This is a genomic window from Streptomyces sp. NPDC102514 (assembly GCF_055584525.1).
The window spans coordinates 1-13,779 of the sequence record NZ_JBVJLW010000037.1 but is presented as its reverse complement, the minus strand read 5'-3'; the positions used below and the strand labels follow the sequence as shown (position 1 = coordinate 13,779).

General features: G+C 71.9%; 7 protein-coding genes. 4 read left to right on the top strand and 3 right to left on the bottom strand.

The annotated features are described in order from the left end of the window. Nucleotide 1 precedes the first annotated feature (1 nt). The 4 genes from ACZ60E_RS44345 (at nt 2) to ACZ60E_RS44330 (ending at nt 6,087) form a co-directional block, all read left to right on the top strand. Nucleotides 2–1,228, top strand: a complete 1,227-nt coding sequence (locus ACZ60E_RS44345; protein WP_469448044.1) for an aromatic ring-hydroxylating oxygenase subunit alpha — start codon at nt 2–4, stop codon at nt 1,226–1,228. After that, nucleotides 1,170–2,636 carry an aldehyde dehydrogenase family protein gene (locus tag ACZ60E_RS44340; RefSeq protein WP_469448043.1) on the top strand — a complete coding sequence of 489 codons (1,467 nt, stop codon included), beginning with the start codon at nt 1,170–1,172 and terminating at the stop codon, nt 2,634–2,636. Before ACZ60E_RS44345 ends, ACZ60E_RS44340 begins: the two co-directional genes overlap by 59 nt. Before the next feature lie 193 nt (nt 2,637–2,829). Beyond that, complete coding sequence (locus ACZ60E_RS44335) at nt 2,830–4,437, top strand: APC family permease (protein ID WP_469448042.1); 1,608 nt, start codon at nt 2,830–2,832, stop codon at nt 4,435–4,437. 96 nt (nt 4,438–4,533) lie between these two features. After that, a complete protein-coding gene (locus ACZ60E_RS44330; protein ID WP_469448041.1) occupies nt 4,534–6,087 on the top strand; it encodes a GMC family oxidoreductase in 1,554 nt (517 codons plus the stop codon). A gap of 133 nt (nt 6,088–6,220) precedes the next feature. Here the strand turns inward: ACZ60E_RS44330 and ACZ60E_RS44325 are convergent, their stop codons facing one another. From ACZ60E_RS44325 to ACZ60E_RS44315, 3 genes are all read right to left on the bottom strand, one after another. Next, nucleotides 6,221–10,906: a hypothetical protein gene (locus ACZ60E_RS44325; RefSeq protein WP_469448040.1), complete on the bottom strand. Its 4,686-nt coding sequence runs from the start codon at nt 10,904–10,906 to the stop codon at nt 6,221–6,223. Between the two features lie 111 nt (nt 10,907–11,017). Further along, on the bottom strand, nt 11,018–11,896 hold the full coding sequence (locus ACZ60E_RS44320; protein ID WP_384812120.1) for a hypothetical protein: 879 nt from the start codon (nt 11,894–11,896) through the stop codon (nt 11,018–11,020). Nucleotides 11,897–12,008: 112 nt separating this feature from the next. Then, complete coding sequence (locus ACZ60E_RS44315; protein ID WP_469448039.1) at nt 12,009–13,535, bottom strand: hypothetical protein; 1,527 nt, start codon at nt 13,533–13,535, stop codon at nt 12,009–12,011. Nucleotides 13,536–13,779 lie beyond the last annotated feature (244 nt).

Genomic DNA, 13,779 nt, shown 5'->3' with positions numbered 1-13,779 from the left:
CGTGTCGACGACCCCCGTATCCGCCGCCCCCGCTTCCGTCTCCCCCGCCGCCTCCGCCCAGCTGCCCCCCAGTCTGATCAGCACACTGCCGGGGCACTACTACACCGATCCGGAGATCTTCCGGCAGGAGCAGGAGCACCTCTTCGAGTCGATGTGGTTCTGCGCCGTCCGCGGCGCCGACCTGGCCAAACCTGGTGCGTTCCGTACGGTCCAGGTGGGCCGCGAGAGCGTCCTGATCACCCGGTCCCGTACCGGCGAGCTGCGGGCCTTCCTCAACATCTGCCGCCACCGCGGTGCCCGGCTCTGCACCGAGGAGGCCGGCGAGGTCCGGCGCAACCTCCAGTGCCCGTACCACGCCTGGACGTACGGCCTGGACGGGAAGCTGATCGCGGCGCCGAACCTGGTGAAGATGCCGGACGTCGACCGCACGGAGTACGGGCTGGTCACCGTCGCGCTGCGGGAGTGGCTCGGATACGCCTGGGTGTGTCTGGCCGACGAACCGCCGTCCTTCGAGGAGACGGTGATCGGCGCGGCCGTCGAACGGCTCGGGAACGTGGCGGCCGTCGAGCACTACGGCACGGAGAACCTCGCCCTCGGCAAACGCATCACCTACGACGTGCGGGCCAACTGGAAACTGATCGTCGAGAACTTCATGGAGTGCTACCACTGCGCGACCATCCACCCCGAACTGACGGAGGTGCTGCCGGAGTTCGCGGACGGTTACGCCGCCCAGTACTACGTCGGCCACGGCGCCGAGTTCGGCGAGGGGATCAAGGGCTTCACGGTCGACGGCAGCGAGGGATTCGGCAGGCTGCCTGAGGTCGCGGAGGATCAGGACCGTCGTTACTATGCGATAACGGTCAAACCCACCGTGTTCATCAATCTCGTCCCCGACCATGTCATCCTGCACCGCATGTTCCCCCTCGCCGAGGACCGGACGATCGTGGAGTGCGACTGGCTCTACGCCCCCGAGGTCGTCGAGTCGGGCGCCGATGTGTCGAGGTCCGTGGAGCTCTTCCACCGGGTCAACGCCCAGGACTTCGAGGCGTGCGAGCGAACGCAGCCCGCCATGGCGTCCCGCGCCTACCGCAGGGGCGGGGTGCTGGTGCCCACCGAGCACCACATCGGGATGTTCCACGAGTGGCTCATAGGCATGCTGGGAGGCAGGGATGGCGGATCTCTACATCGGCGGCACCTGGACGGGCGCGCGGGAGAAACGCACGCGTGAGATCCGCTGTCCGGCCGACGGATCGCTCGTCGCGGTCGTCGACGAGGCGGGCGGCGAGGACACCGCCGACGCGATCGCGGCCGCGCGCCGCGCCTTCGACGAGGGCCCCTGGCCGCGGACCCCCGCGAACGAGCGCGGCGATGTGCTGCTCCGCGTCGCCGACCTGCTCGCCCGCGACAAGCCCGCACTCGCCCGCGCGGAGTCCCTCGACACCGGCAAACGCCTGGTGGAGAGCGAGTACGACATCGACGACATCGAGAACTGCTTCCGCTACTTCGGACGGCTCGTCGCCAGCGAGTCCGGCCGGGTCGTGGAGACGGGCACGGAGGGCGTCGACAGCCGGGTCGTACACGAACCGGTCGGGGTGTGTGCGCTGATCACCCCCTGGAACTATCCGCTGCTCCAGACCGCGTGGAAGGTAGCCCCGGCGCTGGCCGCGGGCAACACCTTCGTCCTCAAGCCGAGCGAGCTGACTCCGCACACCGCGATCCATCTGATGCGTCTCCTGGAGGAGGCCGGGGTGCCCGCCGGGGTGGCGAACCTGATTCTCGGCGCCGGTCCGGAGGCGGGCGCTCCGCTGGGCGACCATCCGGACGTGGACCTGGTCTCCTTCACCGGCGGTCTGCAGACCGGACGCCGGCTGATGGCCGCGGCGGCCGGGACGGTGAAGAAGGTCGCCCTCGAACTGGGCGGCAAGAACCCGAACATCGTCTTCGCCGACGCCGACTTCAAGACGGCCGTCGACATGGCGCTGACGGCCGTCTTCCTGCATTCCGGGCAGGTCTGCTCGGCCGGGGCGCGGCTGCTGGTCGAGGACTCCCTGCACGACCGTTTCGTCGACGAGGTCGTCCGCCGGGCCCGGCTGATCAGGCTGGGCGGGCCGTTCGACGAGCGGGCGCAGACCGGGCCGCTGATCTCGGCGGCCCACCGGGCGAAGGTCGAGGCGTACGTGGCCAAGGGGCTGGAGGAGGGGGCGGTCCTGCGCTGCGGAGGGGGCCGGCCGGCCGAGCCCCCGCACCCGGAGGGCTTCTACTATCCCCCGACCGTGCTCGACGAGTGCTCCGGAGAGATGACCGTGGTCCAGGAGGAGTCCTTCGGGCCGGTCCTGACCGTCGAGCGGTTCACCGACGAGGCGGAGGCCGTACGGCTGGCCAACGCCACGATCTACGGACTGGCCGGCGGCATCTTCACGTCCGACGAGGCGAAGGCGCAGCGCGTCGCGTCGGCGCTGCGCATCGGAACGGTCTGGATCAACGACTACCACCCGTACGTCCCGCAGGCCGAGTGGGGAGGCTACAAGCAGTCCGGGTTCGGGCGGGAACTCGGACCTGCGGGCCTCGCCGAGTACCGCGAGACCAAGCACATCTGGCGGACCACGAATCCGAGCCCACAGGGCTGGTTCTCGTGAACCGCCGCCGCGAGCGACTCCGCGACCGCCGCGGCTGACTTGGGGGGCTGCCGACAACCACCGCAGAATCCACCGCACTTCACCGTACGGATCCGGCCGCCGGCGCCATAAGATCCAGTCTTCACCGACGACCCCGCACGAGCCGCACTCCCCCTCCCGCCCGGGAGAACTCCCCCTTCCCAGGAGGCCGCTCATGACCACCACCGAGCAACCATCGGAGCAACCAGCCGGTCAGCACGGTCACAACGACAAGCACAGTCACGACGACTCCGAACTCAACGAGTTCGGCTACAAGCCCGAGCTCAAGCGCACGCTCGGCAACTTCCACACCTTCGCCGCCGGGATCAGCTACATCTCCATCCTCACCGGCACCTTCCAGCTGTTCTACTTCGGCTACGGCAGCGGCGGGCCCGCCTACTGGTGGTCCTGGCCCATGGTCTTCATCGGCCAGTTCATGGTCGCGCTCTGTTTCGCGGAACTCGCCGCCCGCTATCCCGTGGCCGGTTCCGTCTACAACTGGTCCAAGAAGATAGGCAATCCGCACATAGGCTGGCTGGCCGGCTGGACCATGCTGATCGCCTCGGTCGTGTCGATCGCGGCCGTGGCCCTCGCCTACCAGCTGACGCTTCCGCAGATCTCCTCCACGTTCCAGTTCGTGGGCGACGGCACGGGCAAGTACGACGTCGCCACCAACGCCGTGCTGCTGGCCTCCGTCCTGATCGTCTTCACCACTCTGGTGAACGCCCTCGGTGTGAAGCTGATGGCCCGGATCAACACGGCGGGCGTCTTCATCGAGCTGATCGCCACCGTCGTACTCATCGTGCTGTTCGCCGTGCACATCACCCGTGGTCCGGGGGTCGTGCTGGAGACGAACGGTACGGGCGCGGGCCAGCCCGGCGGCTACTTCGGCGCGTTCCTGGTCGCGTCGCTGGCGTCCGCGTACGTGATGTACGGCTTCGACACGGCCGCCTCGCTCGGCGAGGAGTCCCTCGACCCGTCGCGCAACGCGCCGCGCGCGATCATCCGTGCCATCGTCGCCTCGTTCGTCCTCGGCGGACTCGTCCTGCTGCTCGCGCTGATGAGCGTGTCCAGCCTGAAGGGCGACCGGCTCTCCACGGACGGCCTGCAGTACGTCGTCCTCAACGTGCTCGGTGAGGACGCGGGCAAGGCCATGCTGTGGTGCGTGTTCATCGCGGTCACCGTGTGCGCCCTGGCCGTGCACACGGCGGCGATCCGGCTGGCCTTCGCGATGGCGCGGGACAACAACCTGCCCGCCTCCTCCAAGCTGGCCAAGGTCCATCCGCGCTTCCAGACCCCGATCCTGCCCGCGGTGATCATCGGCATCCTGGCGCTGGCGATCCTGGTGGTCAACATCCGCCAGCCGCAGATCTTCACCGTGGTCACGAGTATCGGCATCATCCTGATCTATCTCGCGTATCTGCTGGTCACCGGGCCCATGCTGGTGGCCAGGCTGCGCGGCAAGTGGCAGCCCGCGGGCGAGGGCCGGTTCTCGCTCGGCCGCTGGGGACTGCCCGTCAACATCGTCGCCGTGGTGTGGGGCACGGCCATGATGATCAACCTGATCTGGCCGCGCGCCGCGGTCTACAACGCCGCCGCCCCGTACCACTGGTATCTGCGGTGGGGTGCCGTCCTGTTCGTCGGCATCGTGATGGGTGGCGGCTTCGCCTACTACTGGTTCGTGCAGCGGCACCGCACCGGAGTGCTCGCGGAGCACCAGTACAAGGCCGCCGGCACACCGCTTCCGCCCGCCTCTCCGGCGGCCACACCCACGGCCGACTGACAACGACCCACACCCGACCACCGACCACCGACCACCGACGATCGCAACTCCTCAAGAAGTGCTAGGGCTCCAGGACTCCAAGGAGGTCAACTCACCATGCAGGAAGACGAGTTCGACTATGTCGTGGTGGGCGGGGGCACCGCGGGCAATGTGGTCGCGGCCCGGCTCTCCGAGGACCCGGCCGTCACGGTCTGCGTCCTGGAGGCCGGACCCAGTGACGTCGGCGACGACGCCGTCATGAAGCTGGAGCGCTGGATGGGGCTGCTGGAGTCCGGCTACGACTGGGACTACCCGGTCGAGCCGCAGCCCAGCGGCAACAGCTTCATGCGGCACGCCCGCGCCAGGGTGCTCGGCGGCTGCTCCTCGCACAACTCCTGTATCGCCTTCTGGGCACCGGCGGAGGACCTGGACGACTGGGCCGCCGCGGGCTGTACGGGCTGGAGTTCGGCGGAGCTCTTCCCGCTCTACCGGCGGCTGGAGAACAACGACGCCCCCGGCGAGCACCACGGCCGCACCGGCCCGGTGAAGCTCCGTACGCTCAAGAGCGACGACCCGTGCGGGACGGCCCTGCTGGAGGCCTGCGCCCAGGAGGGCATCCCGACGACGCCCTTCAACTCGGGCAGGACCGTCGTCCGGGGCGCGAGCTGGTTCCAGATCAACTCCGACGAGAACAACATCCGGCAGTCCTCGTCGGTCGCGTATCTGCACCCGATCCTCGGCAAGCGCCCGAACCTCGATGTACGGACCGGGGTGCGCGCCAAGAAGCTGGTGCTGGACGGGCGGCGCTGCGTGGGCGCCGAGTACCTGGACCCCGACCTGATCCACACCCGGACGGTACGGGCCAGGCGCGAGGTGATCGTGTCCTGCGGCTCGATCGACAGCGCGAAACTGCTGATGCTGTCGGGCATCGGGCCCGCCGGACATCTGCGGGAGGTCGGCGTCGACGTCGTGGTGGACGCGGCAGGCGTCGGCGAGAACCTTCAGGACCATCCCGAGGGCGTCATCATGTGGGACGCCAAGCAGCCCATGACGACCACCTCGAGCCAGTGGTGGGAGGCGGGCATCTTCTACGACACCGAACCGGGCCTCGACCGGCCCGACCTGATGTTCCACTACGGGTCGGTGCCGTTCGACATGAACACCGCGCGGTGGGGCTATCCGACCTCCGAGAACGCGTTCTGTCTCACGCCGAACGTCACCCGTGCGAAGTCGCGGGGCACGGTGCGGCTGCGGACCCGCGACTACCGGGACAAGCCGAGGGTCGATCCGCGGTACTTCACGCACGAGCACGACGCGCGCGTGATGACGTACGGGCTGAAGCTGGCCCGGCGGATCGCCTCGCAGCCCGCGCTGAGCGGGTGGGCGGGGGCCGAGCTGGCCCCGGGGCCCGACGTCCGGACGGACGACGAGCTGCTCGACTACATCCACAAGACCCACAACACCGTCTACCACCCGTCGTGCACGGTGAAGATGGGTGCGGAAGGGGACGCTTCCGCCCCGCTGGACCCGCGGTTGCGGGTCAAGGGGGTGGAGCGGCTGCGGGTCGCGGACGGGTCGGTGATGCCGGATCTTGTCAGCGTGAATCCGTGCATCACAACGATGATGATCGGCGAAAAATGCGCCGACCTCCTGAAAGAGGACGCCCTGTAGGCCCCTTCAGGGGCCCCGTCAGGGGCGCGGGGAACTGCGCGACCAGCCACAACGGACCCGCAGTGACCCGCAACCGCGCGATGGTGGGGAAACTGACGGCCGGTGGGGGCCGGTCGCGCAGTTCCCCGCGCCCCTACGGGGCCGCCGGCGCGGGCCGCTTGTACATGCGGGTCGCCGTGATCTCCGTGTGGGCGGCCTCCCCCGCGGGAACCTCCCGGGGCAGGCCCGGCCGGAGATGTTCCTCCACGCTGATGTACTTGAGCCCCGCCCGCAGATCCGCGTCGTTGCGCAGGCGGATGACCAGCGGGAACTCCGCGAGCGCGGTCGTGTCGAACAGGCCCGTGGTGTACAGGAGTTGCACACCGAGCGCGTCGGACACGGCCCGCTGCAGCTCCAGCAGATACGTCGCGTTGGCGCGCCCGATGGGGTTGTCCAGGAACAGCGTGCCGGCGTGACGGTGCTTGTCCCGGCCGCGGTCGTTCGACCGCAGGGCCGCCATCGTGCAGTACAGCGCGATCGCCGCGGTGAGCAGCTGGCCGCCGGAGAACACGTCGCCCATCTGCCCGACGGGGACGCGCTCGGCGCGCAGCACGGCGTCGGGCTTGAGGATCTCGACGGCGACACCCTTGGGCTGGAGCGCCGCGGCCACCCCTCTGAGCAGCAGGGACATCCCGTCGCGGCGCAGGTCGGAGTTCTTCTTGACGGCCGCCCTGGTCGCCTCGTCGACGACCTCGCCGAGGCGTTCGGCGAGCGTGGCCTGATCGGGCTCCTCGAAGCGGATCCGCAGGAACTCCTGTCCCGACCACTCCCCCAGCCCTTCGGGGAGCCGGGACAGCCGCTGGGCCGACCGCAGGGTGGCGAGCGCGGACTCGACCAGGCCGCGCAGCCGGTCCACGATCGAGTCGCGGTTGCGCTCCAGCTGCGCCAACTCGTCGGTGAGGACCCGCAGTCGGGGCGCGAAGGCGTCCGCCCACTTCTGCGCGTGCTCGGGCAGCGCGGACGCGGGCAGCTCCCGGATCTGCTGACGCGCGGGCGTGCGCACCTGCTCGTACCGCGTGGAGTTGGCGTGCCGTACGAGGATGTCGCTCGCCTCGCGCACGGCCGCCTCGGCGGCGGAGAGGTCGGCCGCGCAGCCGCGCAGGGAGCGGCGGGCCTCGGCGGCGGACTGCCTGGCCTCTTCGAGCGTGCCGGGGTAGGGCTCGGTCTCCTCCTGTTCCTCGTCCGTGTGCTCCCGCAGGAGGTCCCGGAGCAGGGCGGCCGTCTCGTCGAAGCCGCCGGCCGCGTCCTCGGCGGCGTGGTGGGCGTCGAGCAGTTCGGTGTGCGCGGCGCGCGCCTGGCTCAACGCGTCGGTGCGGGAGGCGAGTTCGCCGGTGGCGGTGCGCAGCAGGCTCTGCGCGTGCTCGGCGTCGCGCGGCACGAGGTCGTCGGGCAGCTCGGTGTGCGCGTCGGCTTCCTCGGGCGCGTGCCGCTCGGCCTCGCCGCGCAGTCGGCCGAGCTGTTCGCTCGCGGTCGACACCCGGCCTTCGAGGAGCTGGACCAGTTCCTCGGCGCGGGCCACGGCCGCCTGCCGGGACGGTCCGTCGGAGCCGTCGGTGGACTCCAGAAGCTGGGCGGCCCGGGTGCGCACCTTGTTGGTCAGCCGGTTCAGCTCGGTGAGCGCGGTGCTCTCGTCGCTCTCGGCCCGGGACTGCTCGGCACGCAGGTCGGCGCCGACCCCGACCTTCTCGTACAGCTGGGAGGCGGCCCGGTAGGCCTCGCGGAGGGCCGGCAGCGACGACTTCGCGGCTCCCGACTCCTCCTCCGGGAGATCGTCGGGGGCGCCCGCGATCTCCGCGCGCTCGGCGCGCAGCGCACGGGCCGTGCGCCGGGCGTCGTCGGCGGCGCGCTGGGTGCCGCGCCGGTCCTCGTCGGCGGCGCGGGCCCGCTCCAGACAGGACTGGGCGCGGGCCTCCGACTCGGCCGCGTCGTCGGCGAGTTCACGTACCTTGACCTGCCAGCCGGCGCGCTCGCGCAGCCGGAAGGCGAGTCCGGCGAGCGCGTCGGCCGCGCGCCGGGCCCGCTGGGCGGCTTCCTGCCGTTCGTCCCGGACGAGGGCCGCCTCGGCCGCCTCCTCGTCGGCCTCGGTCCGCACGGCACGGGCCTCGGCCAGCTCGGCCTCGGCCTCCTCGGCGAAGGTGCGCGCGTCACCGGCCGCGGTGGCGAGTTCGGTGAGCCGCCCCGCCGGGCAGCCCGTGCGCCAGGAGGCGAGCCGTGCGGCCAGCTCCCGGTCCTTGGCGAGCCGGGCCGCCGACTCGCGGATCTCGTCGTCCCGCTCGGCCGCGCGCCTGCGCAGCGCCTGCCGCTCCTCGTCGGCGGCGTGCTCGTCGTGCATGGCCGGGTTCGGCGGTACGAGGAAGACGTCGTCCCCGCCCGCGCCGGGGGCCGGGGTCGGGGCGAGCAGCGCGGCGGCCGTGCCGACGGCCACCGTGGAGCGCGGGAGCAGCGCGGCGTCGGTGAGGGCGTCGCGGGCCCTGGCGTGGGTGTCCGGGTCCGTGATGATCACGCCGTCGACCAGTTCGGGCCGGGCGGCCAGCACGCGTGCGTGGTCGACGGGGTCGACGGCCTGCGCGAGGTAGCGCCAGCCGGGCAGCGCGGGGATGCCGTGCTCGCCCAGGTACTCCACGGTGGCGAGCACGTCGGGGCCGGGCGGCAGCAGCCCGCCGTCGCCGAGCGCGCCGAGGATGCGGGAGTCGTCGGCCGCGGCGGTCCGCAGTTCGAAGAGCTGTCGTTCGGCGGAGGTGACGGTGTCGTCGAGGAGCTGCCGGAGCTCGTCGGCGTAGTGGTCCAGCTCCCGGGGGGTGAGGGGGCCGTCACCCTCGCCGTCACCTGCCGTGGTGGTGGTGATCGCCCTGCTGTCGGCGCTCGTGTCCGTGGGGGTCGAGTGCCTGGGCCCCGGCAGCGACGGGCGCCCGGGGCTTCCCGGACCGCCGGAGGCTCCCGGCAGGCCGAGCAGTTCGGCGAGCCGCTCCTCCGCCGCCAGGGCCTGGGCGATCCGCCGTTCCGCGTCGTACGCGTGCTCGGCCGCCGTCGCCGCGTCGGCCGCGCGGGCCGCCGTCAGCTCGGCCCGGGACTCGGTGGACGCGGCCTCACGGGCGTGGTCCGCGGTGCGGCCGGACGCCTCGCGCGCGGTGTCCCAGGCGGCGACGGCCGTCTTCTCGGCGTCGCTCGCGGCGAGCGCGGCGCGGGCGGGGTCGGCGTCGGGGGCGGTGTCGTCGAGCCAGCCGGCGCGCACCGCCTCGGCAGTCTCCTGCTCGACCTCGCCGAGGCGCTGGCGCAGATGGCCGACCTCGCTGCGGGCGCGCTGCGCCTCGGTGGCGGCGGACGTCGCGTCCCGGTGGGCGGCCTCCCCGACCTCCTGCAGCGAACTGGACCGCTCCTCCTGCTCGTTGGCTACCGACTCGGCCCCTTCGGCGGCGGCGTGCAGGGCGCGTACGAGGTCGACGGCGGCCCTGGCCCGGGCGGCGAGGGCGGGAGCGGCGTCCCGCTCGGCCTCCAGGATCGCGGCGGCCACGCGGGTGGAGCGGTCGGCCGCCGCACGGTGGCGCAGCACGGCTTCCGCCGCCTGCCACGCGGAGTGCAGGGTGCGCGCGTCGGCGAGTTCCTTCTTCTGCGCGGCGGCGCCCTTCTCTGCGGCGGCGAGCGCCAACGAGGCGTGCCGGTAGGCCAGTTCGGCCGCGATCAGCGCACTGCGCTCCCGGGACCCCTCCGCCTCGGTGACGCGGTGGGCGGCGGTGGTGACCTGCTGGGCGAGGTCGCCGGTGCGGCCCCGCTCCCGCACGGCGCGGGCGGAGAGCCGCCTGGCCAGCGTGCGCGTACGCCGCTCGGCGGCCGTGTGGATGTCGCGCGCGTGGGAGCGCGCGCCGGCCGCCTCGACGATCCGCCCGAGCAGGTCCGCGGACCCGGCGGTGAACTCGCGCTCGGCGATCAGCTCGGCCCGTCGTCCCAGCTTGTTGCCGAATCCGCCGACCAGGTCGGCGAGGCCGTCGGTGTCGCGGGTGTCGGTGACCGCGCGCAGCAGCAGGTCGGTGAAGTCGGAGTCCTTCTTGACGGCGAAGAGACCGGCGGCCTCGCCCTCGTCGGCGTTCATCTCGCGCTGGTAGCGGAAGAGTTCGGGGTCGAGGCCCAGGTCGCCGAGGTGTTCGATCCAGCGGTCGTGGATCTCCTCCCAGTGCACTTCGAGGTGCGGGTACGCCTTGCCGGCCTCGGTGAGCGCGTCCCGGAAGCCCTTCATGGTGCGCCGCCGGCCCTGCGCGCCCGAGGCGCCCTCGACGGGCGGCCGGACGGCGGTGCCCTCGGCGACCGGCAGGTTGTCCAGGCTCAGCCCGGGGCCGGGCCGGAAGGAGTACCAGGCCTCGGCGAACTTCCGCGGGTCGTTGGAGACCTGCCGCCCGCGCCACTCACTGACCTTGCCGACCACCACGCATTCGCCGGTGATCGTGTGCTGCCACTCCAGCGCCACATGCCCGCAGTCGTCCGCGAGCAGGAACTTGCGCAGCACACCGGAGCTGGCGCCGCCCAGGGTGTTGCGGTGGCCGGGCAGCATCACCGAGAAGATCAGCTTGAGCAGTACGGACTTGCCGCCGCCGTTCTCCAGGAAGAGCACACCGGCGGGTGCGGGGCGGCGCGGCGGCCCGACGGGCTCCTCCTGGAAGAACTCCGCCTGCGTGGGCGCGGGGTCGGGCACGAGCCCGCCGACTCCGCGCAGGTCCAGCACGGTGTCGGCGTAGCGCGCACCGGCCGGCCCGATGGAGTAGAGGCGGACCCGGGACAGCTCGTACATGGCGGACTCTCGTAGTCGTAAGCGGTGTGGGGGATGTGAGGGGACGGGGGTCGAGGGGGTCGAGGATCCGAGCCGGAGTCGGTCGGGTCGGGTCGGGTCGGGTCGGGTCGGTTACGAGTGGAACGGCAGCCCGGCGTCGGCGGCCAGCTCCAGATCGTCGGTGTCGTCGGCGGGCATCAGGCTCGCGGTGCCGTCGGTCACCGGCACGACCCCCAGCTCCAGCAGCTCGGCCAGGGCGGCGCTGCCCGCCATGTCCCGCACCTGGAGCTGATAGCGGGCGGTCGTGCGGTACGTGCCCCCGGCGTCGTCCCCGGTGCGCTGAAGGAACCCGGAGTCGGTGAGGAACGCTGCCGCCTTGCCGACGATGCCGGTGGTGGAACCGGCCAGTCGTCGGGCGTCCTTGGTGGCCCCGGCGGAGCTGCGCCGCGCCCAGATCCGCCAGGCGGCCTCAAGACCCGGCGCGTCCGTGGCCGGGTCGGTGTTCTCCCCCTGCTCCTCGGCCCGCTCCTCCAGACGCCGGCAGGCCTGCCGTACGAACGCGTCGACGCCGTTGACGGAGACGCGCCCGATGTATCCGTCGTCCGCGAGGTCCTCGGGCCGCGGGAAGGCCAGGGCGGCGACGGAGAGGTGGGCGAGGCCGTGCAGGAACCGGTCGCCGGAGTCGGCGGACGCCCGTCGCGCGTAGTCGCCCATGCGCACGGCGAACACCGAGTCCTCGGCGGCGGTCACCGCCATGCCGGCCCGCGGGGACACCTCAAGGACGACGAGTCCGAGCCCGGTGGCCACGGCGTCGGCGAGCCGCGCGAAGGGGGGATCCTCGCGGTACCGCCGCAGCAGTTCGGCGTACTCCTGGTCCCGGGCGGGCTGTGTCTTGGGCTGCAGCCCGAAGGCCACGAGCCGGGCCGCGTCCGCGGTGTCGGCAGGGGTGACGGGGGCGCTCACCGCCGCGGCGACCGCCTCCGGCTCACTCCACTCGACCTGCTCACTCACGACTGCTGCAACTCCTTCATCTCATCGGCGGGGCCAGGGGCGCCCTCGGGGGCGCGGGGAACTGCGCGACCGGCCACGGACGGCCCGCAGTGGAACGACGGCCGGTGGGGCATTACGCGACCTCCGACCGACCCGCGGTCATCCCGACCACGTCCAGCAGAGCCATCCCCACGATCAGATCCGCCCCGCCGAACTCCGGATCGTCCAGCTCGACCCCGTCGTCCACGGCGAACAGCAGCCGCTCCTCACCCTGCCGATACGCGGTGCCGACCGGCGGACTGGCCGCGTGCACCGCCAGCAGGGCGACGAGATACGGCAGTTCAGGATCCTGCCGCCGCGCGTCGGCGAGCAGCCCGGACAGCCGGCGCGGCGCGTCGGCCGGCAGGTCGAGCAACTCCATCGCGGCGCCGAGCTGTTCCTCGCTGAACCGGCTGTCGTCCGGCGTCGCGATCAGATCCGGTTCGGGCATCTCGGCGCCCAGGTGCTCCCGCTCCACCGGCGGCGTCAGCAGCAGGTCGACGAGGTCCCCGACCCGGACGGACGCCGGGGTGCGCAGCCCCGTCCCGCGCGCGAAGAAGGCGTCGGTCACCCGCAGTGCCTGCTCCAGGGGCAGCGGCAGCACGGGGGCGACGAGATGGCCGTAGAGGTCTATCCCGGAGGTCGTCATCGGGGTCGCGAAGGCCTGCCGGTCCTGCTCGGCGCGGAACAGCGGCCCGGCCTCCAGGAGCCGGGACTGCAACTGCGTGTGGCGCCGGATGCAGTCCTTCACGATGTCGACGAGCTCGGCGGCCCGGCGCTTCTGCTCGGGGTCCTCCGACTCGTCGCGTGCCCTGCGGATGTTGGTGAGGATCGCGTTCTCGTGGCGGTAGCGGTCGGCCACGTGGTCGAGGGCCTCGGCGATCATGTCGGGCACGGCCTGCAGCCAGTCCACCGCCCGGACGTTGCGCCGGGTCGCGTCCAGGGCCCTGCGGAGCGTCTCCGAGTACTGCACGGTGCGGTAGCGGGCCTGCTCGGCGGCGAGCTGGGCGTCCGCGAGACGGCCCCGGCTGATCAGCACCTCCAGCTTGACCTCGGCGGCGATCTGCGCGCTGGTGACGTCGGTGTCGAGGGCGCCCACGAGGACGTTGACCGCCTCGTCCGTCGTACGGAGGTACACGCTCCCTCCGTAGCCCGCGACCTCCTCGATCAGCTTGAAGTCGTAGTCGCGGCGCACGTACGAGCCGTCGGGCGCGAACGTGCCGTAGACGGCGCGGAAGCCGCGGTCGACGCTGCCGACGTTGATCAGGTTCTCCAGGACCCAGCGGGCCACCCGCTCGTGCTCGCTGACGGGCCGGCGCGGGGCCTGGGCGGCGATGCGCGGGATGAGCCTGGCCACTATCTGGTCGTGGTCGGCGCCCGTGTCGAAGTCCATGTTCAGCGTGATGAGGTCGATGGAGGCGAGGGCGACCTCCGCCATGCCGTACACCGAGTACTCACCCGCGAGGTTCGCCTTGCGCACATCGAGGTCGTGCAGGGGCGCGGTGCAGGCGAGCGCGCGCAGACGGCGCGCCAGGCCTTCGTCGGCGGCCGGGCCCGGCGCGGGGCGCGGCCCCGCGCTGAGCTGGGGCGGAACGCTGTCCGTCGATGCAGGCGAAGTCACGGTGCACAGACTAGGTCCTTGGTCTGACAACCACCGAAACGCTCCGTTGTGTGCGGTGGGGTACTTCAGGTCGAATATCCGGTACGCGCCGGATGCGACTGGTTGCGCCCACGCGGCGGAGCCGCACATCACGCAGCCCCGCGCCCCTAAGGCGACGTTTCCTTTGGTGGGGGTTGTCGTTGTGTTGGTATGACGAGTCTTGCTGAGCATCTGGTCTCGGATGAGTTGTGGGAGTTGTTTCGGC

Bases quoted from the DNA above. Each gene is read 5' to 3' on its own strand.
- ACZ60E_RS44335 (WP_469448042.1), top strand. From the start codon at position 2,830: ATGACCACCACCGAGCAACCATCGGAGCAACCAGCCGGTCAGCACGGT.
- ACZ60E_RS44325 (WP_469448040.1), bottom strand. From the start codon at position 10,906: ATGTACGAGCTGTCCCGGGTCCGCCTCTACTCCATCGGGCCGGCCGGT.
- ACZ60E_RS44330 (WP_469448041.1), top strand. From the start codon at position 4,534: ATGCAGGAAGACGAGTTCGACTATGTCGTGGTGGGCGGGGGCACCGCG.
- ACZ60E_RS44340 (WP_469448043.1), top strand. From the start codon at position 1,170: ATGGCGGATCTCTACATCGGCGGCACCTGGACGGGCGCGCGGGAGAAA.